This window comes from Nonomuraea aurantiaca (assembly GCF_020215705.1).
Taxonomy (GTDB): domain Bacteria; phylum Actinomycetota; class Actinomycetes; order Streptosporangiales; family Streptosporangiaceae; genus Nonomuraea; species Nonomuraea aurantiaca.
Genome location: NZ_JAIWNB010000001.1, coordinates 1,137,582 through 1,159,651 on the forward strand (window position 1 = coordinate 1,137,582; position 22,070 = coordinate 1,159,651).

At 70.1% G+C, this 22,070-nt stretch carries 20 protein-coding genes; 12 read left to right on the forward strand and 8 right to left on the reverse strand.

Annotation, left to right across the window (positions count from 1 at the left end):
- The first annotated feature begins 59 nt into the window (after nucleotides 1–59).
- From LDL49_RS05160 to LDL49_RS05175, 4 genes are read left to right on the forward strand one after another with little or no spacing between them, the layout of a single operon-like run.
- A complete protein-coding gene (locus tag LDL49_RS05160; protein WP_225289717.1) occupies nucleotides 60–1,238 on the forward strand; it encodes a histidine kinase in 1,179 nt (392 codons plus the stop codon).
- 33 nt (nucleotides 1,239–1,271) lie between these two features.
- Nucleotides 1,272–2,021: a LytR/AlgR family response regulator transcription factor gene (locus tag LDL49_RS05165; protein WP_225289718.1), complete on the forward strand. Its 750-nt coding sequence runs from the start codon at nucleotides 1,272–1,274 to the stop codon at nucleotides 2,019–2,021.
- The gene (locus LDL49_RS05170; protein WP_225289719.1) at nucleotides 2,018–2,431 is read left to right on the forward strand and encodes a hypothetical protein; all 414 of its coding nucleotides are present in this window, start codon (nucleotides 2,018–2,020) and stop codon (nucleotides 2,429–2,431) included. The genes LDL49_RS05165 and LDL49_RS05170 overlap by 4 nt, the downstream gene beginning before the upstream one ends.
- Nucleotides 2,428–3,915, forward strand: coding sequence for a sodium/solute symporter (locus LDL49_RS05175; RefSeq protein WP_225289720.1), 1,488 nt, complete (start codon nucleotides 2,428–2,430; stop codon nucleotides 3,913–3,915). The genes LDL49_RS05170 and LDL49_RS05175 overlap by 4 nt, the downstream gene beginning before the upstream one ends.
- Here LDL49_RS05175 and LDL49_RS05180 read toward each other — a convergent pair.
- Nucleotides 3,912–4,928, reverse strand: coding sequence for a LacI family DNA-binding transcriptional regulator (locus LDL49_RS05180; RefSeq protein ID WP_225289721.1), 1,017 nt, complete (start codon nucleotides 4,926–4,928; stop codon nucleotides 3,912–3,914). The two genes, LDL49_RS05175 and LDL49_RS05180, sit on opposite strands and share 4 nt — an antisense overlap.
- Before the next feature lie 11 nt (nucleotides 4,929–4,939).
- Here LDL49_RS05180 and LDL49_RS05185 point away from each other — a divergent pair, with 11 nt between their 5' ends.
- Genes LDL49_RS05185 through LDL49_RS05200 form a run of 4 tightly spaced genes read left to right on the forward strand, consistent with a single transcriptional unit; the run spans nucleotide 4,940 to nucleotide 9,105 of the window.
- Nucleotides 4,940–6,103, forward strand: coding sequence for a trans-sulfuration enzyme family protein (locus LDL49_RS05185; protein ID WP_225289722.1), 1,164 nt, complete (start codon nucleotides 4,940–4,942; stop codon nucleotides 6,101–6,103).
- A 34-nt stretch (nucleotides 6,104–6,137) separates the two neighbouring features.
- Nucleotides 6,138–7,394, forward strand: coding sequence for an ABC transporter substrate-binding protein (locus LDL49_RS05190; RefSeq protein ID WP_225289723.1), 1,257 nt, complete (start codon nucleotides 6,138–6,140; stop codon nucleotides 7,392–7,394).
- Nucleotides 7,391–8,293, forward strand: a complete 903-nt coding sequence (locus LDL49_RS05195) for a carbohydrate ABC transporter permease (protein ID WP_225289724.1) — start codon at nucleotides 7,391–7,393, stop codon at nucleotides 8,291–8,293. The genes LDL49_RS05190 and LDL49_RS05195 overlap by 4 nt, the downstream gene beginning before the upstream one ends.
- Nucleotides 8,290–9,105, forward strand: a complete 816-nt coding sequence (locus LDL49_RS05200) for a carbohydrate ABC transporter permease (protein ID WP_225289725.1) — start codon at nucleotides 8,290–8,292, stop codon at nucleotides 9,103–9,105. Before LDL49_RS05195 ends, LDL49_RS05200 begins: the two co-directional genes overlap by 4 nt.
- A gap of 6 nt (nucleotides 9,106–9,111) precedes the next feature.
- Here the strand turns inward: LDL49_RS05200 and LDL49_RS58210 are convergent, their stop codons facing one another.
- Nucleotides 9,112–10,209, reverse strand: a complete 1,098-nt coding sequence (locus LDL49_RS58210; RefSeq protein ID WP_225289726.1) for a helix-turn-helix transcriptional regulator — start codon at nucleotides 10,207–10,209, stop codon at nucleotides 9,112–9,114.
- A gap of 312 nt (nucleotides 10,210–10,521) precedes the next feature.
- Here LDL49_RS58210 and LDL49_RS05210 point away from each other — a divergent pair, with 312 nt between their 5' ends.
- Nucleotides 10,522–10,851, forward strand: a complete 330-nt coding sequence (locus LDL49_RS05210) for a DUF485 domain-containing protein (protein WP_225289727.1) — start codon at nucleotides 10,522–10,524, stop codon at nucleotides 10,849–10,851.
- Nucleotides 10,848–12,458: a monocarboxylic acid transporter gene (locus tag LDL49_RS05215; protein ID WP_225289728.1), complete on the forward strand. Its 1,611-nt coding sequence runs from the start codon at nucleotides 10,848–10,850 to the stop codon at nucleotides 12,456–12,458. Before LDL49_RS05210 ends, LDL49_RS05215 begins: the two co-directional genes overlap by 4 nt.
- 24 nt (nucleotides 12,459–12,482) lie before the next feature.
- Here LDL49_RS05215 and LDL49_RS05220 read toward each other — a convergent pair whose 3' ends face one another.
- Both LDL49_RS05220 and LDL49_RS05225 read right to left on the reverse strand, forming a co-directional pair.
- Nucleotides 12,483–13,982 (reverse strand): APC family permease, encoded by a 1,500-nt coding sequence (locus LDL49_RS05220; protein WP_225289729.1) that lies wholly within the window; start codon nucleotides 13,980–13,982, stop codon nucleotides 12,483–12,485.
- A 107-nt stretch (nucleotides 13,983–14,089) separates the two neighbouring features.
- Nucleotides 14,090–14,989 (reverse strand): aldo/keto reductase, encoded by a 900-nt coding sequence (locus LDL49_RS05225; RefSeq protein WP_308016073.1) that lies wholly within the window; start codon nucleotides 14,987–14,989, stop codon nucleotides 14,090–14,092.
- 81 nt (nucleotides 14,990–15,070) lie between these two features.
- Between LDL49_RS05225 and LDL49_RS05230 the strand changes: the two genes are divergently transcribed.
- On the forward strand, nucleotides 15,071–16,027 hold the full coding sequence (locus LDL49_RS05230; RefSeq protein ID WP_225289731.1) for an alpha/beta hydrolase: 957 nt from the start codon (nucleotides 15,071–15,073) through the stop codon (nucleotides 16,025–16,027).
- 59 nt (nucleotides 16,028–16,086) lie between these two features.
- Complete coding sequence (locus LDL49_RS05235; protein WP_225289732.1) at nucleotides 16,087–16,632, forward strand: TetR/AcrR family transcriptional regulator; 546 nt, start codon at nucleotides 16,087–16,089, stop codon at nucleotides 16,630–16,632.
- Here the strand turns inward: LDL49_RS05235 and LDL49_RS05240 are convergent.
- The 4 genes from LDL49_RS05240 to LDL49_RS05255 all read right to left on the reverse strand — a co-directional run bounded on the left by LDL49_RS05240 (nucleotide 16,570) and on the right by LDL49_RS05255 (nucleotide 22,006).
- Nucleotides 16,570–18,078 carry a WS/DGAT/MGAT family O-acyltransferase gene (locus LDL49_RS05240; protein ID WP_225289733.1) on the reverse strand — a complete coding sequence of 503 codons (1,509 nt, stop codon included), beginning with the start codon at nucleotides 18,076–18,078 and terminating at the stop codon, nucleotides 16,570–16,572. The genes LDL49_RS05235 and LDL49_RS05240 overlap by 63 nt on opposite strands.
- A gap of 144 nt (nucleotides 18,079–18,222) precedes the next feature.
- Entirely contained in the window at nucleotides 18,223–19,269 is a 1,047-nt protein-coding gene (locus LDL49_RS05245) for a sulfite oxidase (protein WP_225289734.1), read from the reverse strand.
- 406 nt (nucleotides 19,270–19,675) lie between these two features.
- Nucleotides 19,676–20,659, reverse strand: coding sequence for a sigma-70 family RNA polymerase sigma factor (locus LDL49_RS05250; RefSeq protein ID WP_225289735.1), 984 nt, complete (start codon nucleotides 20,657–20,659; stop codon nucleotides 19,676–19,678).
- A gap of 84 nt (nucleotides 20,660–20,743) precedes the next feature.
- On the reverse strand, nucleotides 20,744–22,006 hold the full coding sequence (locus LDL49_RS05255) for an MFS transporter (RefSeq protein WP_225289736.1): 1,263 nt from the start codon (nucleotides 22,004–22,006) through the stop codon (nucleotides 20,744–20,746).
- Nucleotides 22,007–22,070 lie beyond the last annotated feature (64 nt).

Below are 22,070 nucleotides of genomic sequence, written 5' to 3' on the forward strand. Positions count from 1 at the left end.
TTGTCGGAACGTAGATCGAGACTGCAAAAGCGTCAAGGCGGGCATTAAGCTCCGGCGACGTGGAGTACCTGGTCGGAGTCGCCGTGGTGACCGTGCTCGTGGGCGTGCCCGCGATCGTGCTCTGGAGGGTCCTGCGCGGGCGGCGCGAGCTGGGCACCAGCCCGGCTGAGCGGGCCACGTTCGAGACCCTGCACACCGCGTCTCTGGCCGGGCCGCCGCTGCGCGCCGGGCTGACCGAGGAGGCCGTCCAGAAGGCGTCGCGGCACCTGCGTACGCTGCTCGGCTCCTCGGCGCTGGCGATCACCGACGGGAAGCGGCTGCTCGTCTACGACGGCGCGGGGGAGCACCACGCGAGTCAGGCGTTCGAGCACGCGGGCGCGACGCTGAAGGACGGCCGCACCCAGGTGCTCGCCATCGAGTGCGAGCTGCTCGAATGCCCGATCCGGCACGCCGTGGTCGTACCGCTCACCACCGACGACCGGGTCGTCGGCGCGCTGGCGGCCTACGGCCCGCATGCCTCGGCGGGGCTGGTCAGGGCCGCCCAGGAGGTGGCCGGGTGGGTGGACTCGCAGCTGGAGCTGGCCGAGCTGGACCGCTCCCGCACCCTCCTGATGGAGGCCGAGGTACGGGCGCTGCGGGCGCAGATCTCGCCGCACTTCATCTACAACTCGCTGACCACGATCGCGTCGTTCGTCCGCACCGACCCCGAACGCGCCCGCGAGCTGCTGCTGGAGTTCGCCGACTTCACCCGCTACTCCTTCCGCAGGCACGGCGAGTTCACCACGCTGGCCGAGGAGCTGCGCTCGATCGACCGCTACCTGATCCTGGAACGCGCCCGCTTCGGCGACCAGCTCCAGGTGACCCTCCGCATCGCCCCTGAAGTGCTGCCGGTCGCGGTGCCGTTCCTGTGCCTGCAGCCGCTGGTGGAGAACGCCGTCCGCCACGGCCTGGAGAGCAAGAACGGCGTCGGCCGCATCACGATCGTCGCCGAGGACGCCGGAGCCGAGTGCCGCATCAACGTCGAGGACGACGGCCTCGGCATGGAGCCCGACAACCTGCGCCGCATCCTCGCCGGTGAGATAGCCCCCGCGGGCGGCGTGGGGCTGGCCAACGTGGACGAGCGGCTCCGCCAGGTGTACGGAGACGAGTACGGGCTGGTCGTCGAGACAGGCCCCGGAGCGGGCACGAAGGTCAACATCAGGTTGCCGAAGTATCACCCCGGCGTCTCGGCCCGTTGACCTCGATCTTTGTTGTCTGTTTTATCACTGTCTATGGCACAACTCCGGGTCCTCGCCGTCGACGACGAGCTACCCGCTCTGGAAGACCTGTCGTACTTGCTCCGCGCCGATCCTCGCATCGGGGAGGTGGCCACCGCGAGGGACGGCGCCGCGGCGCTGAGGCTGCTCGACCGTGCCATCGCCGACGGCCGGCCGATCGACGCCGTCTTCCTCGACATCAGGATGCGCGGGCTCGACGGCGTGGTGCTCGGGCGGCTGCTGTCGCAGTTCGCCAACCCGCCCAGGGTCGTGTTCGTCACCGCGTACGAGGAGCACGCGGTCGACGCCTTCGAGATCAAGGCCGAGGACTACCTGCTCAAACCGGTGCGCCCCGAACGGCTGGCCGAGGCGATCAGGCGGGTGGCCGTCTCGGCTGACGTACCGGTCGAGCTCGGCGAATCCGACACGATTCCGGTCGAGCTGGGAGGCGTGACCCGGTTCGTCTCCAGCGCCGACGTGGTCTACGTCGAGGCGCACGGCGACTACGCCCGCCTGCACACCGCCGCGGGCAGCCACCTGGTACGCATCCCGCTGGCCACGCTGGAGGACCGCTGGGCCTCGGCCGGGTTCGTCCGGGTGCACCGCAGCCACCTGGTCGCGGTCAAGCACATCGAGGAGCTGCACATCGACTCGGGCAAGTGCACGGTCCGGGTCGGCGACACCGAGATCCCGGTCAGCCGCCGCCACACCCGCGAACTGCGCGACATGCTCGTCCGCAGGGCCAAGAGAGGACGGCCGGAGTGAGCCCGGAGCCCCGCCCCGCCCGCCGGGTGCCGCTCGCCCGCCACGACACCGCGCGCCGGGTCACGGTGACGAGTCCCCGGACCGCCGCCGCGCGCCGCCCCCGCTACCCGGCCACCCGTGAGATCGACGAGCAGACGCATCTCGGCGAGGTGTACATGCGCTCGCTGCTGCGCACCCAGTTCCGTCTGGCCCTGTTCGTCTGCACGGTGCTGGCGTGCGTGGTGTGCGGTCTGCCGCTGCTGTTCCTGGCCATCCCGGAGCTGCGCGAGGCGGACCTGCTGGGCATCCCGCTGCCGTGGGCGGTGCTGGCCGGCCTCATCTACCCCGCCTTCGTCGTGGGCGCCTGGCTCTACGTACGGCAGGCGGAACGCAACGAGCGCCACTTCGCCGACCTGGTCGAACGCCCATGAGCCTCACCGCGGTCGTGGTCGTGGTGGTGGCGGCCGTGCTCATCGGGGCGTTCGGCATCCGGTTCTCCCGTACGACCTCCGACTTCTATGTCGCCTCCCGCTCGGTCAGCCCGCTGTGGAACGCCTCGGCGATCGGCGGCGAGTACCTGTCGGCGGCCTCGTTCCTCGGCGTGGCGGGGCTGATCCTGTCGTTCGGCGCCGACATGCTGTGGCTGCCCGTCGGCTGGACCGGCGGCTACCTCGTGCTGCTCGTGCTGGTCTCCGCGCCGCTGCGCCGCTCGGGCGCGTACACGCTGCCCGACTTCGCCGAGGCCAGGCTGGAGTCGATGACCGTGCGCCGCACGGCCAGCGTGCTCGTCGTGCTCATCGGCTGGCTCTACCTGATGCCGCAGTTCCAGAGCGCGGGCCTGGTGCTGCGGACGGTCACCGGGGCGCCGGTGTGGGTGGGCGGGCTGCTGGTGGCGGCCGTGGTGGCGGTCAACGTGCTGTCGGGCGGCATGCGGTCGATCACGTTCGTGCAGGCCTTCCAGTACTGGCTCAAGCTGACGGCGCTGGCCGTACCGCTGGTGTTCCTGCTCATGGCGTGGCGCGCGGACGGGGCGCCCACGGTGAGCGCGGCCGACGCGGCCACCTGGCAGGTGCCGCTCGCCGGCGGCAAGGAGTACGGCCTGTACTCGACGTACTCGCTGATCCTGGCCACCTTTCTCGGCACGATGGGCCTGCCGCACGTGCTCGTCCGCTTCTACACCAACCCGGACGGCCGGGCCGCCCGCCGCACCACGCTCGTGGTCCTGTCGCTGCTCGGCGCGTTCTACCTGCTGCCCGCCCTGTACGGCTGGCTGGGCCGGATGTACGTGCCCGACCTGGTGGGGACCGACGCGGTCGTGCTGACCCTGCCGGAGCGGATGGTCGGCGGCACCCTGGGCGACCTGCTGACCGCGCTGGTCACGGCGGGGGCGTTCGCGGCGTTCCTGTCCACGTCGTCGGGGCTGACCGTGTCGGTGGCCGGGGTGATCGCCCAGGACCTGCTCAAGGGCAGCGTCCGCTCGTTCAGGGCCGCGACGCTCATGGCGGTCGCGGTGCCGCTGGTCCTGGCGCTGTGGGCGCGGGCCCTGCCGGTGGCCGACGTGGTGGGACTGGCGTTCGCGGTGGCCGCCTCGTCGTTCTGCCCGCTGCTCGTGCTCGGCATCTGGTGGCGCCGGCTCAGCACCGCGGGCGCACTCGCCGGCCTGCTGGTGGGTGGCGGGCTGGCCAGCGCGGCGGTGCTGGCCACGATCACCGGCGGGCCATGGGACGGGCTCGCGGGCGCCCTGCTGGCCCAGCCGGCCGCCTGGACCGTGCCGATCGCGTTCGCGGTGATGGTGTCGGTGTCGTTCCTGACCCCGCACCGGGTCCCGGCGGGGGTGGCGCGGACCATGGTCCGTCTGCACACCCCGGAGGACCTCGACCTGGACCGCGGCGACTGGCGGCCCCGCTCGTCCTAAGAGGGCCGGCCCTGAGGGGGCTGCTCGCCGGAGCCGCGGGTGATCAGTTCGACCGGGACCTTGACCCGCCGTTGCTGGTCCGAGGGGTCCAGGAGCAGGTCCACCGCGCTCCGGCCCAGCCGCGTCACCTCGTAGCGCACCACCGTCACCCCCGGGTTGAACACCTCCGCCAGCGCGAAGTCGTCGAACCCCACGAACGCCGGGCGTTCGGGCCGCTCGCGCAGTGCCTGGAGGATGCCGATCGCGGCCCGGTTGTTGGTGGCGAAGAACGCCGTCGGCGGGTCGGCCAGCGACAGCAGCCGCGTCACCTCCTCCCCGGCCCGCCACGGGTCGAACACCTCCCGCACCACCAGCGACTCGTCCACCGCCACTCCCGCCGCCCGCAGCGCCGCGCGGTAGCCGGAGGCGCGGTCGTGGACCGAGCTCAGCCCGTCATCGTCGGAGATGAGCCCGATGCGCCGGTGTCCGTGCCTCAGCAGGTGCTCCGTCGCCATCCGGCCGCCCCTGACGTCGTCCAGCAGCACCACGTCCGCCTGCTCCAGGCCATGTGGCACCCGGTCCACGAACACCGTGGTCAGGCCGCCGTGCTCGGCGAGCCAGCCGTGGTCGGCGGCCGACGGCACGATGATCAGCGAGTCGACCCCCCGGGCGTACATGGACTCCACGAGCATCCGCTCCCGCTCCGGCCGTTCCTCGTAGGAGCCGAAGATGACCAGCGCCTCGTGCTCGGCCGCCGCCGCTTCCACCGCCTTGGCCAGGCGGGAGTAGAACTCGTTGGAGATGTTCTCCATGACCAGGCCGAGCGTCAGCATGGTGGCCCGGCGGGCCAGCCGGCTGGCCGCCTCGTTGCGGCGGAAGCCGAGCGCGCTGATCGCCTCCTGCACCCGCTGCCGCAGTGGCGCGCTCACGTGCGGCTCCTGGTTGACCACCCGCGATACGGTCTTCAGGCTCACACCCGCGCGCCTGGCGACGTCGGCCATAGTCGGGTTGATGGCTCCCTTGTGGCCTGTCATATGGTGCCCCCATGGATGATGACTGGATCTGTGGACGGCTGGGCGAGGACGAGCCGTGGATGCTGGGCGCGGTCAACCCGCCGGTGTTCGAGAACTCCCTGTTCACCTTCGAGACGGCCGGCGAACTGGGTGAGGCGATCAGGAACGAGGACGAGCGCTACGTCTACTGGCGGGGCACCAACCCGACGGTCGACCTGGCGCAGCGCAAGCTCGCCGCGCTGGAGCGGGGGGAGCGGGCCAAGTGCTTCGCCTCTGGCATGGGCGCGATCGCCGCGACGATCTCCTCGCTGGTGAAGACCGGTGACCATGTGCTGGTGCTGGGCGCGGTCTATGGGCCCACCACCCAGTTCCTGCGTTACCTGGAGAAGTTCGGCGTCACGCATACGCACGTCGATGATCTTGAGGGCTGTGACAGCGCTATCACGGCGAGCACCCGCCTACTCTACTTCGAGTCTCCCTCCTACATGGCCTACGCCGTCGTGGACATCGCGGAGGTGACCGCGTGGGCGCGGGAGCGGGGGCTGGTGACGGTGATGGACAACACCTGGTCCACGCCGCTGTTCCAGAAGCCGCTGACGCTCGGGGTGGACCTGGTCGTGCACTCGCTGTCGAAGTACATCGGCGGCCACAGCGACCTGGTCGGCGGCGTGGTGATCGGACCGTCGCGGCTCATCAGGCCGCTGGCGCTGACCGAGTACCAGCTCTACGGGGCGGCCATGTCGCCGCACGACGCGGCCAAGGTGATCAAGGGGCTGCGTACGCTGCCGGTACGGATGGCGGCGCACCAGGAGCGCGGGCTGGCGGTGGCCGGCTTCCTGGCGGATCATCCGGCGGTGCGGCGGGTCAACTATCCGGGGCTGCCCTCGCATCCCGGTCACGCGCAGGCACTTCGCCAGATGTCCGGCTTCTCCAGCCTGTTCAGCCTGGAACTGGACACCGACTCCCGGCCGGTGGTCGCAGCATTCATTGATTTGTTGCGATATTTCAGGATCGGGGTGTCGTGGGGAGGCTTTGAGAGCCTGGTCAACGCGCCCGCGCTCTCGACCGAGGAGAGCGTGCGAGCGACCATGGGCATCCCGGTCGGGCTGGTCCGCCTGTCGGTCGGGCTGGAACCCGCCGATACGTTGATCAAGGACCTCGGTCTAGCGCTGGAGGGTGCCAGTCCCCTAGCGTGATTGACAGCGCTGTCTTTCCTCTCTGGAGGCTCAGATGAGAACCCCCCTCCTTCCTGTTTTCGCCGCGGCAACACTGGTGCTCGCGGGCTGCGGCTCCGGGTCGTCGTCCTCGGGAGAGGTACGGCTGCGCATGATCGAGAGCCTGACCAGTCCCGAACGGACGAAGCTGATCAAGACCTTGATCGCGGACTTCGAGAAGGCGAACCCGAAGGTCAAGGTGGAGCTGATCTCGCCGCCGCTCGACAGCGCCGACCAGAAGATCACCCAGATCCTGCAGACGAAGAAGGGCTTGGACGTCCTGGAGGTCCGCGACCACACGGCCAAGTCCTTCTCCAACAACGGCTGGCTGGCCGTGCTGCCGACCACGGAATGGGCGGGCTGGTCGGACCTGACCGAGCTGGCCCAGAAGAAGGCGGTCGAGGTCGGCGGCAAGCCGTACCTCATCCCGTACGGCTTCTATGAGCGCACGCTGTTCTACCGGACCGACTGGGGCATGGCCCAGCCGCCCACGACCTGGCAGGAGCTCTACGAGGCCGGCAAGAAGATGACCTCGGGCGACAGGTTCGGCTACTCCTTCCGGGGTGGCAAGGGCGGCGCCGACTATGTGGTCCAGATGATCAGCGCCTACAACGGCGAGGCCCTGAACCCCGAGAAATCCTTCTTCCTCAAGGACAAGCGGACGATCTTCTCGACCCCCGAGGCCGTCCAGGCCACGGACCTGTTCGTGAAGATCTTCAAAGAGATCTCGCCGCCCGACTCGGTGTCGTGGGGCTACCCGGAGATGGTCCAGGGCTTCACCTCGGGCGTCACCGGCATGCTCATCCAGGACCCCGAGGTGATCAAGACGGTCGAGGAGAGCTCGGTCAAGACCTGGTCCACGGCCCCGATCCCCAAGGGCCCGTCGGGCTACGCCTTCCAGCCGGTCGGCTACGCCGGCTGGGGCGCGACCTCCTTCAGCGCGCACCCCAAGGAGGCGGTCAAGCTGGTGCAGTTCCTGTCGGAGGCCAAGCAGAGCATCGCCTTCGCCAAGGGCAACTCGCTCATCCCGATCTCCAAGCAGGCCCAGGGCGACCCGCAGTTCTCCCAGGGCGCCTGGAAGGCCTACCTCCAGGCGCAGCAGGACCCCAAGCAGGTGATCACGATCCGGCCGGTCGACTACCCGGGCTGGAGCCAGTTCCAGGTCGACTCCGACCGTGACGTGCAGGCGCTGCTCACCGGCAAGAAGACCACGGCCGAGGTGCTCAAGTCGTGGGACGCGTTCTGGACGGACCAGGCGAAGAAGGTCTCGTGAGCGTGGGATCCGCCAGGCCCGCGTTCACCACCCGCAAGGCCAGGTTCATCGCCCTGTGCCTGCTGCCCGGCGTGGTGTTCGTGGTGCTCTTCACGTACTACCCGGTGATCCGCGGCGCGATCATCGCCTTCCAGCAGTACAACCTGTTCGACCTGACCTCGACGCCGTTCGTGGGCCTGGAGAACTTCCGCGCGGTGCTGGCCGAGGACCGGTTCTGGACGGCGCTCCGCAACACCGGCACCTGGGTGGCCGTGTCGCTGTTCTTCCAGTTCTTCCTCGGCTTCGGGCTGGCGCTGCTGCTGCGGCGGCACTTCCGCGGCCGGGGGCTCTACCAGGCGTGGGTGTTCTTCCCCTGGGCGATGTCCGGGTTCCTGATCGGGCTGCTGTGGCGGTGGATGTTCAACGGGCAGTTCGGGGTGATCAACGACCTGCTGCTCAGGAGCGGGATCATCGAGCACCGCATCGGCTTCCTCGCGACGCCCGGGTGGGCGATGACCTCGGTCATCGTCGCCAACGTCTGGTACGGCGTGACGTTCTTCGCCATCATGATCATGGCGGCCCTGCAGTCGGTGCCCCGCGAGCTCTACGAGGCGGCGGACGTGGACGGGGCGTCACGGCTCAGGCAGTTCTGGCACGTGACGCTGCCGCACATCCGGCCGACGCTGGCGCTGATCGTGCTGCTGCGCATCATCTGGATCCTGAACTTCCCCGACCTGATCTACTCGATGACCGGCGGCGGACCCGCGGGGAGCACCGACATCATCACCACGTTCCTCATCCAGCAGGTGATCGGCGGCGACTACGGCCGGGGCGGCGCGGTCGGCATGCTCGTGCTCGGCCTGCTGCTCGCCTTCAGCGTCTTCTACCTGAACGCCACCCGATTCGAGAAGGCCCGATGAGACGCCTGGCCAAAGTGATCGTGCTCGGCGTCTGGCTGCTGATCACGCTCTTCCCCCTCTACTGGATCGTCGTCACCTCGCTCAAGCCCAAGGTCGAGATCTTTTCGATGCCGATCAAATACTGGCCGGGCAACGTGACGTTCGAGCACTACGCGGACCTGTTCTCCTTCGCCGACTTCGGCACCTACCTGCTCAACAGCCTGCTCGTCTCGCTGGTGGCGGCCGGGGCGGTGACCATGATCGGCGTGCTCGGCGGCTACACGCTGGCCCGCTTCAGCTTCCCCGGGCGGGGCGCGCTCATGCTGGCGTTCCTGGTCACCCAGATGCTCCCGCTGTTCATCGCGCTCGGCCCGCTCTACCTGCTGATGTCCGACCTCGACCTGCTCAACCGGCTGGCCGGGCTCATGCTCGTGTACATCGCCATGCTGGTGCCGTTCGCCACGATCATCATGCGCGGCTTCTACGAGCGCATCCCCGTGGCGCTCGAGGAAGCCGCGCAGGTCGACGGCGCCTCCCGGCTGGTCGCCATGGTCCGGGTGGTGATCCCGGTCATGCTGCCGGGCATCGCCGCGACGTTCATCTTCGCCTTCGTGCAGTGCTGGAACGAGTTGTTCCTGGCGATCACGTTCATCGACAGCGAGGACGCCAAGACCATCCCCGTCGCCATGAACTCCTTCATCACCCAGTACGACATCGACTGGGGCTCGATGGCCGCCGCCACCGTGGTCTCGGTGCTGCCGACGCTGGTGCTGTTCGCCGCGATCCGCCGCTACATCGTCGAAGGGCTCACGGCCGGCGCCGTCAAGGGGTGACGGCCGTCAGCTGGTCAGCGCGGCCATGAGCTCGTCTCTGCCGCTGGCGCCGGTCTTGCGGAACACCGCCTTCAGGTGGTCGTTGACCGTGTGCACCGACAGGTCGAGGCGGCGGGCGATCTGCTTGGGGGCCGCTCCGTCGTACAGGCACTCCACGACGCACCGTTCGCGCGGCGTGATGCCGTACCAGTCGCAGAAGGACGGGAGCAGCAGCGGGCCGGTGGCCGCCTGGATGACGATGGCCACGTCACCGTCGCCGTCGGGGGAGAGGGGCTGGCCCTCGATCGCCGTCCAGCGGCCGAAGCTGGCCGCGGGCGCGCAGATCAGCGGCCGCCAGGAGCCCGGGTCGCGGGCGTACGTCCGCGTGTCGAGTGACAGGCCGATCATCGAGGTGTCGGCCAGCCAGCCGGGCAGGTCGCACCGGCCGGGCGTCCACATCTGCGCCAGCCACGCGCGGGCCTGCGGTGTGACCGAGTGGACGGCGTGGTCGGCGCCTATCACGATCAGGCCCGCGGGCAGTGCCGGGAACGACGGGGTCAGCGGCGCGACGGTCACATAGCGGCGCAGCGCGGACAGCAGCGCCGGGGCCAGCCGCACCGCTCTGTCCGCGTCCTCGGCGCCGAACGGCCGGCCGCCCTCCGAGCGGATCAGCCCGAGCAACCCCCACACGCCGTGGGAGTCGCGCAGCAGCAGCCGGAGCTCGCAGCCCGCACCGTGCGCCAGCAGCACCTCCCGCGTCAGCCGGTCGCCGTGCAGGTCGCACGGCCCCTCGCCGTGCTGCTTGCAGCGGCTGCCACCGCATCCCGCGCCCACCAGGCCCACCGGCACGGGCCGCCGGGCCAGCGCGGCCGGGCGGCACGGATCGTCGTCGAGGTAGCGGCTCATCGCGAGCGCGCGGATGAGCGCCGGCTCGTAGCGGTGCCAGAAGCTGAAGGACCCGAGTCCCAGTCCGGTCGCCGGGCTGGTGCCGACCAGCCGCAGCGCGTCATGACTCACCCACCGCGAGACGGCGCGCGAGATCGCCTCGCCCAGTTCGTCGGGGCTCGCGCCCTGCCCCATCGCCGCGTTGAGCTCGCGGAAGAGGCGATCCTCCGATGGAATCACGCCGATCACATCAGCATGCCGGGAAGGCCCACCACAATCGCCCCGCAGGGTAGTCATTTGATCGCTCATAGTAAGGGCGGCGTGGTTCGGGGTCTGGTACGCGCCGGCGGGGCAGCCGCGGCGGGCGGCACTGCTGCGGCGCAAGCGCGAGCTGTTGTGACCGTTCATCGTGCGGATGTGACCTTTCACCGCAATCCCCTCCCAACTAGGCGCTGAGCTGCGGCGGCTCGTCGAACAACGCGACTCAAGGCCTCCACGAAGGGTAGGTTTCGCTCCTATCTTGTGCGTGATCCGCATCACAGTGGAGGACTCGTGACGACTGATAAACATGACGCATCCGTCTATGAAGAGATTCAGAGGAGCGCCGAATTCCAGGACCTGAAGCGGCGCTTCCGGCGGTGGACGTTCCCCATGACCGCGGCGTTCCTGGTGTGGTACCTGCTCTACGTGGTGCTGTCCGGGTGGGCGCGTGACTTCATGGGGATCAAGCTGTTCGGCAACATCAACGTGGCGCTCGTCTTCGGACTGCTCCAGTTCGTGTCGACGTTCGCGATCGCGTGGGCCTACTCCAGGCACGCCGAGAAGCATCTCGACCCCATCGCCGACAAGCTCCGCCACGAGGTCGAGGAGAAGATCCAGTGAAGTCCGAGACCCTGGCCACCATTCTCTTCCTGACCTTCGTCGCGCTGACGCTGGTCATCACGTTCTGGGCCAGCAGGCAGACCAAGACGGCCGCCGACTACTACGCCGGCGGCCGGTCGTTCACCGGCGTGCAGAACGGTCTGGCGATCGGCGGCGACTACATGTCGGCCGCCTCCTTCCTCGGCATCGCCGGCATCATCGCCCTGTCCGGCTACGACGGGTTCCTCTACTCCATCGGCTTCCTGGTGGCGTGGCTGGTCGCGCTGCTGCTGGTCGCCGAGCTGATGCGTAACTCCGGCAAGTTCACCATGGCCGACGTGCTGGCCTTCCGGATGAGCCCGCGCCCGGTCAGGACCGCTGCGGGCGTGTCCACGATCACGGTGAGCATCTTCTACCTGCTGGCCCAGATGGTCGGCGCGGGCGCGCTGGTCGGCCTGCTGCTCGGCATCACCAGCCCCTCGGGCAAGGCGTGGACGATCGTCGGGGTGGGCGCCCTGATGATCGTGTATGTGGTGTTCGGCGGCATGAAGGGCACCACCTGGGTGCAGATCGTCAAGGCCGTGCTGCTGATGACCGGCGCCGCCCTGATCACGATCCTGGTCCTGGCGCACTACGGCTTCAACCTGTCGTCCCTGCTGGGCGACGCGGCGACGCAGAGCGGCAAGAACGGCAACTTCCTCATCCCCGGCCTCAAGTACGGCACCGAGGCACAGGGCCTCGCGGGCAAGATCGACCTGATCAGCCTCGGTCTCGCCCTGGTCCTCGGCACGGCCGGTCTGCCGCACATCCTGATCCGCTTCTACACCGTCCCGACCGCCAAGGACGCCCGCAAGTCGGTGCTCTGGGGCATCGGCATCATCGGCGTGTTCTACCTGCTCACCCTGGTCCTCGGCTTCGGCGCGGCGGCCCTGGTCGGCAGCAAGGCGATCGCCGCCTCGGACAAAGCGGGCAACACGGCCGCACCGCTGCTGGCCAAGGCCATCGGCGAGACGTTCCTCGGGTCGGCGGGCGGCACGATCCTGCTGGCGCTGATCGGCGCGGTGGCCTTCGCCACGATCCTGGCCGTGGTGGCCGGGCTCACGCTGGCCTCCTCCTCCAGTTTCTCGCACGACCTGTACGCGCACGTGTTCCGGCGCGGCAACGCCACCGAGCGCGAAGAGGTGCTGGTGGCCCGCGTCTCGGCGTTCGTGATCGGCGCGGTCGCCATCGGCCTCGGCATCCTGGCGCAGGGACAGAACGTCGCGTTCCTGGTGGCGCTGGCGTTCGCGGTGGCCGCCTCGGGCAACCTGCCGGCGATCCTCTACAGCCTGTTCTGGAAGAGGTTCAACACCGCGGGAGCGGTCAGCGCCATCTACGGCGGCCTGATCTCCGCCCTCCTGCTGGTCATCTTCTCGCCGGTGGTGTCCGGGTCGGAGACGGCCCTGTTCAAGACGGCGCACTTCAACTGGTTCCCGCTGAGCAACCCGGGCATCATCTCGATCCCGCTGGGCTTCCTGTTCGGCTACCTCGGCACGGTCCTGAGCAAGGAGTACAACGCGGCCAAGTACGCCGAGATCGAGGTCCGCTCGCTCACCGGTGTCGGCGCCGAGAAGGCCACCGAGCACTGACACGCACTGGTCGAAGGGCCCGGCTCAGGCCGGGCCCTTTCGTCTGCCGCCCGCGCCGAGCAGGTACAGCAGGGCCCCCACGACGAGCGAGGCCAGGGCGATGCCGCCGACCAGCCAGAACCACGTGCCGTAGGAGATCTCCGCCCCCAGCAGGGCGAACGAGCCGGCGTTGTTGGAGATCAACGGTGTCCACGAGCCCGACAGCGTGGAGACGACCCCCACGAGCGAGGCCAGGGCGCCGACGATCGAGGCCACCCAGAACACGGCGGGCGAGGCCAGCCGCCGCGCCTCGAACTGGGTCCGGTAGCGGCGCACGATGATGAGCACGTCGACGAACAGCACCACGATCGACAGGCACCAGATGACCGTGACCGCCGCCTGCAGCACGTTGTAGACCTCGGTCTGCGCGTCGGCCGGCGCGGCCGACGCGAACGGCACCACGATGAACGCCGCCACGGTGAACAGCGCGGCCAGCACGGTCTGGATCCAGACCGCCACGTCCGGCACCTTGTGCGCGTTGACGTGCGAGACGGCCTTGGGCAGCCGCTGGTCGAGCCCGGAGACGAAGATCAGGCGGGCGAAGGAGTAGTTGTAGACGACGGTGATGATGAAGAACATCGCCGCCAGCACGAGCGCCACCAGCTTGCCCGCCCAGGCGCCCAGCCCGATGCCGACCGCGGCCGCCACCGCGGTGATCTGCGCCGACCGGTCCGCCGGAACCGAGACCATCACGCCCCAGGTGGCGGTGAGGTAGGCGATCATCACGGCGAGCGAGCCCCACAGCAGGTAGCGGGTGACCGCGCGGTCCTGCCGGATCTCCACGCCCATGTTCAGCGGCACCTCGACGCCGAGCAGGGCGAGCACCGCCAGGCCGAAGAAGCTCCAGTTGCCGAGGTTGATCCCGTGCTCGGCCGACGGGCTCCAGGCCGAGAAGTCCCACGGGTTTGTCGCCGCCGCGTTGCCCCGCAGCAGGTGGACGAGCCCGGCCCCGAAGATCAGCAGGATGGCCAGGCCGTACGCGAGGAAGACGATGTTGACCACGTTCTGCGTCAGGCGGAACCGCAGCACGGCCAGCACGGCCGCCAGCACCAGGATCGCCACGATCAACCCGCCCTGCGCCTGCACGGACAGGGCGCCGACGGCGGGGAAGACGAAGCCGAGGAACGAGATCGTCAGCGTGCCCGTGGCCACCATCACCAGGACGCCCGGCCACCACGCGCAGAACCCGGCGAAGAACCCCCAGAACGGCCCGAACGCCTTGCTGGTCCACAGGTAGATCGAACCCTCACCGGGGAACATGGCGCCGAGCTGCCCGGTCACGATCGCGCACGGGATCAGGAACAGCGCGAACGCGATGATCCACCAGCCGAACGCGGCCGGACCGGCGCTCTGGATCACCGCGGCGTTCGTGATGAACAGCACGATCGCCACGAAGATGGCGACCATGTCGAACGTGGTGAGCACCTTCGGCAGGATCCCGCCCGCCACCCGCTCGGACAGCAGGTCGTCACCGGACGTCGTCATGAGGCGGCCCTCTCAGCAGCGGTTACCTGCCAAGATCCGCCGCGCTCCGACCTGCGTCAAGCAGCCAGGCCGTCACGCGGCGTTTCGCTGAGACGCGGTATCCGTGGTCAGGGGCGGGAGGCCTCGTCGAGGACGCGTACTTCGTCGGCGGTCAGCGTGAGCGCGGCCGCCGCGAGGAGCGGCTGGAGCTGCCTGACGTCGCGGGCGCTGGAGATCGGCGCGGTGATCGTGGGCTGGGCGGCGAGCCAGGCCAGCGCTACCGCGGCCGGCTCGACGTCGTGCTCGGCGGCCACCTTGGTGAGGGCCTCGATCGTCCGCGGCCCGCGCTCCGTCTCCAGGTATTTGGCCGCCTGTCCCGCTCGCGGGCTGTCGACCGTGACCCCCGGGGCGTACTTGCCGGTCAGGAAGCCGCGGGCCAGCGTGGAGTAGGGGGTGCTGGACAGCCCCTCGGCGGCCACGACGTCGCGCAGGCCACCCTCGTAGTCGCGCTCCATCAGGCTGTACTGCTGCTGCAGCGCGACGTACCTGGGCAGGCCCTCGTCGTCGGCCACCCGCAGCGCCTCCGCCAGCCGGTCGGCGCCGTAGTTGGAGGCGCCGATGTGGCGGATCTTGCCCTCCTCGATCAGCTGCCCGAACGTGGCCAGCGTGTCGGCCAGCGGGGTGTCCTGGTCGTCGACATGCGCCCAGTAGAGGTCGATCCGGTCGGTACGCAGCCGGCGCAGCGAGTGCTCGACGGCGGTGCGGATGGTCTTGGGCGCCAGGCCCTTCACGCCCTCCAGCATGCCGACCTTGGTGGCCAGCACGATCGAGTCGCGATTGCCGCGCTCCGCCAGCCACTCACCGATGATCGTCTCGGAGGTGGACTCGCCGGTGGCCCAGTAGGGGTAGACGTCGGCCGTGTCGATGAAGTTGCCGCCGCCCTCGATGTAGGCGTCGAGCACCTCGAAGGACGCCGCCCGGTCGGCGGTCCAGCCAAAGACGTTGGTGCCCAGACATATCGGGAACACGGATAGGTCCGTAGTGGCGATTGATCTCAACTCAGAAGATCTCATCTCGCTATTATCCGCGCATCGAAAAGGGAGGCTTCGATGGCACCCCGATTACGTGGTTGGCTGGTCATCGGCGGCCTTCTCGCGGTGGGGGCAGTGGCCGTACTGCTCAATCGCGATGGCGAGCCCGCCCGCCGGCCAGCTCCGTCGAGCGGCGCGCGGGCGGCCGAGGCGGCCGAAGTCGTCGAGGAGAAGCGGCTCGACGAGCGCAGGATGGAGCTGACGATCAGGTCGCCGGCGCTCGCCGGCACCACGAAGGTACGGCTGCTGCTGCCCTCGCGATGGGAGTCGCGGCGCGACTGGCCGGTGCTCTGGCTGCTGCACGGCGGCCTCGACGACTACGCCTCGTGGACCGCCAAGACCGACGTCGACGCGCTCACCCGCGACTCCGGGCTGATGGTCGTCATGCCTGACGGCGGCAAGTGCGGCAGCTACTCTGACTGGTGGAACGGCGGCGACGGCGGCCCGCCGCGCTGGGCGACGTACCACCTCAAAGAGCTGCTGCCGCTGCTCGAATCCCGCTACCGCGCCGGGCGGGAGCGGGCCATCGCGGGCTATTCGATGGGCGGTCAGGGCGCGATGCTGTACGCCGCCAAGGGGTACTTCAAGGCCGCGGCCTCCTTCAGCGGAGCCGTGCACATCCTCGAACCCGGCGTGCCGCAGGCCGTCATGGCGGGCACCACGATCGGCTGCTTCGGCACCGACTGGAAGCGCGTCTGGGGGGATCCGGCCGCGCAGCGCTCCGTCTGGCGCGCGCACAACCCCTATGACCAGGCCGGGAAGCTCAAGGGGGTCGAGCTGTACGTGGCCGCGGGCGCGGGCGACCTGGTCGAGGACCTCGCCAACCGGGCCGCGCGGGCGTTCGCGGGGCGGCTGGAGCGGCTGGGCGTGCCTGTACGGACGCACTTCTATCGCGGTGGGCACAACCACGAATCCTGGCAGCGGGAGCTGCACCGGGCCTACCCCATGCTCACCCGGGCCATCGGCGCCCAGTGAGGGTGTCGTCGACTTCTATGCCCTTACCAGGGGCTATGGGGTGACGTTAGGGTGCGGCTGTGGAGGTCGGTGACGCGCGGACGCGCATTCTGGACGCGGCGGAGGAGCTGTTCGCCGGTGGCGGTTACGAGGCCACGCCGACGGCGGTCATCGCCCGGCTGGCCGCGGTGCCCAAGGGGCTGATCTTCCACTACTTCCCGCGCAAGATCGACGTTCTGGTGGCGCTCATCGACGAGCGCACGCTGGTGGAGGAGGGGCACGAGGTCGAGGCGGTGCCCGGCGACCCGGCGGGCACGCTGTCGCGGCTGGCCCGCAGGCTGCCGCTGCGCGCCTCGCCGGCGATGCGCCGCATCCTGTTCCGGGAGGCCGACACGCACGGCTCGGTCAAGGAGCGGCTCGGCCGGCTCAACGGCGAGCTGATCAGCCGGGCCAGGTTCGCGCTGGAGCTGGCGCTGCCGGGGGCCAGGGGCGACGCGGCCCGGCTGGAGGTGGCGGCGGCCACGTTCGCGGCCGTACTGCTCTATCAGGAGAACCTCTGCCAGCTAACCGGCCACCAGATCGATCCCGACGCGGTCGCGGAACTCATCGCCCACTCGCTCGTCTGACAGCTCGTCGAGGGCCGTCCTCAGGTGGGAGAGCAGCCCCCACACGTCGTCCATCCGCTCGGGGCAGGCCACCACGCCGAAGTCGAGCATGCCGTCGTAGGAGAAGCAGGTGATGTTCACGCCGCCGCTCATGTCGGTCAGCACCGACAGCGGGTAGTACGACAGGATCCGTCCCCCGCACAGATACAGCGGGAACTGCGGCCCCGGCACGTTGCTGATGATCAGGTTGATCGGCGGGAACGTCACCGACGCCAGCCGGAAGATCGCCGGTGTGGCCAGGCTGGTGATGGGCGCGGGCAGCAGCGAGCAGAGCTCGTCCAGCCAGACGGGCGGCGCCAGGGCGAAGCGCCGTTTGGCCGCGCTCATGGTGGCGCCGACGGCCCGCAGGCGTTGTACCGGGTCGGCGACGTTCGTGGGCATCGGGGCGATCATGGCGGAGATCTGGTTGCCCACCGTCTCCCCGGCACCGGCCGTACGGACCGCGACGGGGACCGCGACGACCAGCGGCTCGTCGGGCAGCGCGGCCCGCTCCTCCAGCCACGACCGCAGCGCCGACGTGCACAGCGCCATGACGATGTCGTTGACGCTCATCCCGTTGGCCTTGGCCACGCTCTTGACGTCCTTGAGCGAGACCGACCCGAACGACAGATGGCGCCGCCCGCTGATCGGCCCGTTGAACGGCGTGCGCGGGACGGTCAGGCCGGGCAGCTCGGGGCGCGGCTTGTCGTCGCCGGCGACGAACCTGGCCGCCCTGGCGATCAGCCGCGAGCCGGGGAGGGCGGAGGCCACGGGGATCGCGTCGAGGTCACCGGCGGCCCTGACCACCGAGCGGACGGCGCGCATGGGGTGGATCGCGGTCTGTACGGCGGCGGCGGCCAGCATGCTCACCAGGCCGGGCGCCGGTTGGTCCGGCTGATCCTGCCGGCGTGGTGTCCGGCCTGACCGGCAGTCGGGCGGCAGCGGGTCCCGGGCGTCGGGGGAGAGGTCGAGCAGGGTGGCGAGCGTCTCCGCGCCGGAGACACCGTCGATGGCCGCGTGGTGCACCTTGGTGTAGACGGCGGCCAGACCGTCGGGCAGCCCGTTGATCAGGTGCATCTCCCACAGCGGATGGGCCCGGTCGAGCCGCCGGGCGTGGATCGCCGCCACCGTCTCGGCCAGCTGCCGCTCGCCGCCGGGCGGGAGCAGTGTCGTCTCGAACAGGTGGTTGCCGATGTCGAACTCGGTGTCGGGCACCCAGTAGGGCCGGTCCAGCCCGAACGGCACCTCCGCCAGCCGCAGGCTCAGCGCCGGCGACAGGTGCAGCCGCTCCAGCAGCAGGGCCGCGAGGTTGTCGCGGGTGACGTGGCCCCCGGCGGGGTCGAGGATCGCCAGGCCCGCCACATTGGCGGCGGTGGTCGCGGATTCGACGTTGAGGAACTGGGCGTCGAGCGCGGTGAGCTGGCGCATCTGCTCTCCCTTTCTCCCGGAATCTGGCCACCATCACATGCGAGGATTGCCGCGACGTTTCCGCGAGAGTCTTCCAGATGAATTCGGATGCGCTGTCCCATCATTTAGTAAATGCGCAGCTCACCCCTGATCGGGGACAATTCCCTATCCATGGACAACGGAAACAGGGTGCCGCACGACAGCGTCGAAGTGATATCCGAACGGGTGGTGCGGCGTCGTCAGGGGCTGCGTCTCGCCCGTCTCGTCGGTCGCCCTCGCCATCAGCTCGTACGGCCCCGGCCGCCGGGGCGTCCAGCCGATGTGCCACGGCAACCAGGCGCTGACCAGGTGCGGGCCGTGCTGCGCGGGCCGCTGCCAGCTCAGTCCGCCGTCGACGCTGACCTCGACCCGGACGATCCGCCCCCGACCCGACCACGACCTGCCGTGCAGGACGTACGGCCGGCCGACCGCCAGGCGCGCATTCCACGCCAGCTCGAAAGCGCTCTTCACCGGCTGAGTCGTAACGTCGCGGTAAAAGACGGTGTTCCACGGGGAAGTAAGCTCTCGGGTCGCCACCTCGATATCACCCAGCCATTTGATCGACGCTATTCCCACCCAGCCCGGCACCACCAGGCGTACCGGAAATCCGTGGTCGGGCGGGAGCGGCCGGCCGTTCATCTCGTACGCGACGAGCACGTCGTCCATGGCCTTGTCGACGGGGAGCGGCCTGCGCACGTGCCCGTGGTCCTCGAACGGCGCGTCGAGACCGCTCGGCAGCAGGTCCACGGCATCCGGCCGCAGTCCCGCGTGCCGGAGCAGGTAACTGAGCGGCACCCCGCGCCACCGCGCGACGCCGATCGCGCCCAGCCCCCACTGCGTGCCCGGGGTCGGGTTGAGCTGCTGCGCCGCGTACAGTCGCCGGCCGTTCCCGGCACACTCGATCGCGGCGTCGAGGGTGCGTGACGGCATGGCACGAAGCTGGTCGTAGTCGTACTCGCCCGGACATCGCAGGCCGGGGCCGTGGAGCCGCAGCCGCCAGGTCGTGGGATCGATGCTGGGCGTGTACGTATGATTTCGCACGAAAAATCGGTCTATAGGGGTGTGGTATCCCTGCCCGGCCATGGCTTCCCACCGCATCTCGGCGCTGCCGTCGTACACGGTGAACAGGTGGGCCGGCAGCGGTTTGACGATCGTCGCCAGAGCTTGCTCCATGGGCGCTACCTCCACAGCATGTATTTCCTACAGGGAAACCATTTAATCGTGTCGGCTGAGCCCGTGCCCGTGCCCCGCCAGCGGCCGGCTCCGGCACTCACCCGGCTGATCGACCGCCTCGACACGGCCGGACTGGTCCAGCGCACGCTCTCTCGGGAGAACCGGCGCCCTCGGTCGAGATGGCCCTGGCCGAGCGGGGGCACGAGCTTGCCCGCCGCGTCCAGGAGACGCGGCGGCCGTTGTTCGACTGGGGGAGCGGGCTACTGGACGACAACGAGTTCGCGCTTGCGGCGGCGCGCTTGCGGCGGCGTGCTTGCGGCGGCGTGCTTGAGGCGGCGTGCTTGAGGCGGCGTGCTTGAGGCCGTGTGCTTGAGGCCGTGTGCTTGAGACTGCGCGCTTCAGGCCGCTACTTCAGGCCGCTGAGGTCCAGCCGGGCGACGCGGTCCGGGTCGGCGAGCACGTCGATCTCCGCCACTTGTCCCTCCACGATCGCGAACCCCATGACCGCGAACGGCCGCCCGTCCCGCAGCGTCACGAACCCCGGCGAGCCGTTCACCAGCGCCGGCCACGACGACCCGGCGATGCGGGCCCAGCCGATCGCCTGCCTGGCCACCGCCGCCGCGCCCCTCACCACGGTCAGCCCCCCAGAGCCGCGCAGGTCGGAACGGGCGACGACATCCGGGTCCAATACGGTCATCAGCGCCTCGAAGTCGCCATCACGGGCGGCGGCCAGGAACGCGTCGACGACCTCACGCTGCCGGGTCAGGCTGGAGCGGGGCGGTGGGGCGGAGCGGGGCGCTGGGGTGGAGCCGGGCGGTGGGACGGAGCCGGGCGGTGGGACGGAGCCGGGCGGTGGGACGGAGCCGGGCGGTGGGACGGAGCCGGGCGGTGGGACGGAGCCGCGTACCCGGTGGCGCGCCCGGCTCGCGAGCTGCTTCGCCGCGTCCGGCGTACGGCCCACGATCCGCCCGATCTCCTCGAACGGCACGCTGAACATGTCGTGCAGCACGAACGCCAGCCGCTCCGCTGGCCTCAGCGACTCCAGCACCACGAGCAGCGCCAGCCCCACCGAGTCGGCCAGGAGAGCCTCCTGCTCCGGATCGGCCCCCTCGGCGGGGCCGACGACGGGGTCGGGCAGGCGCGTGCCCAACGGCTCCTCATGCCGCGCGGCGCGCCTGCGGAGCAGGTCCAGACAGATCCGCCCTACCACGGTGGTCAGCCAGCCGGCCAGGTTCTCCACCTCGCCGGCGGCGGAACGGCTGAGCCGCAGCCACGCCTCCTGCACGGCGTCCTCAGCCTCGCTGTGCGAGCCGAGCATCCGGTAGGCCACCGCCTGCAACCGCGGACGGTGCTCCTCGAACCGTCCGGCCAGAATCTTGTGCTCGTCCATCCGTCACCTTTCCCCGCGCGGTCGCGTCATGGACATGACGCACCGCGGGCGCCGAACGTGACCGGGCGGCAACCACCAGGACTCCTAGCCTGAGGCGACGCGTCGGGTAGCGGCCCTGCGGGTGGTGGCCATGCGGGTGGCGGCGAGCGCGGCGGCCAGCGCCACGGCGGCGGCCAGGGCGAGGCTAATGCGCAGCCCGTACTCGAAACCCGCGGGAGCGGAGATCAGTGCGCCGAAGACGGCCACGGCCAGGGCCCCGCCGACCTGGCGGCTGGTGTTGAACACGCCGCTGGCGGTGCCGGTCTGGTGGGCGGGCACGTGCTCCAGCAGCAGGGCGGTGGTCAGGGGCATCACCAGCGGACCCGCCAGTCCGACCGGGATCAGCAGCAGCGCGGTCACCCACACCGGCACCGACCCCGGCACCAGGGCCAGCGCCACGGACCCGGCCGCGATCAACGCCAGGCCCGCCATGATCGGCACGCGCGGGTCGGTGCGTTCCGCGATCCGCGCGGAGAACGGGGTCAGGCAGGCGCTGAGCAGCATCATCGGCAGGAACGCGATCCCGGCGGACAGGGCGGACAAACCGTGCTGCTGCTGGAAGTACAGGCTGAACAGGAACGGCAGCCCGTAGAAGCCGACCATGAACGCGAACCCGATCCCGGTGGCGATCACCACCGTCCCGGAGCGGAACAGCTCGAGCGGCACCATCGGATGGGCCACTTTGGCCTGCGCGGTCACGAACACGGCGAACGCCACCACCGCCACACCGAGCGCCCCGAGCACCCGAGGCGCGGTGAACCCGGCCGCCCCGGCCTCGATCGCCCCGTAGGTCAGCCCGCCCATGGCCAGGATCCCGGTGACCTGCCCGATCCAGTCGAAGGGCGCCGGACGGGTCGGAGAATGCGGGGCGCGGGCCAGAAGCAGCAGGGTGAGGACGCCGACCGGCAGGTTGATCCAGAAGATCATCCGCCAGGAGACCAGGCTCAGCACACCGCCGAGCACGGGCCCTGCCGCCGCCACGGCGCCGCCCATGGCCCCCACCGCGCGGGCCCGGCGGGCCGGGCCGGGGAAGGCGTGCCGGACCAGCGCCATCGAGGTCGGCATGATGACCGCCGCGCCGATGCCCTGCGCCACGCGCGCGGCGACCAGCGCCGGCAGCGACGGGGCCAGCCCGCAGGCCATCGAGGCGATCACGAACAGCACCAGTCCGCCCGCGAACGCGCGGCGGGCACCGATCCGGTCCGACAGGGCGCCGGCCGACAGCAGCAGAGCGGCGAACATCAGGGTGTAGCCGTCCACGACCCACTGCAATCCGATGATGCCGCCGCCGCGGGTCTCGTGGGCCAACGTCTGTAGGGGGCGGTGTTGGAACGGCTCGTTGTGGACGGCGCCTGGTGGGGTTGCGGGCGTC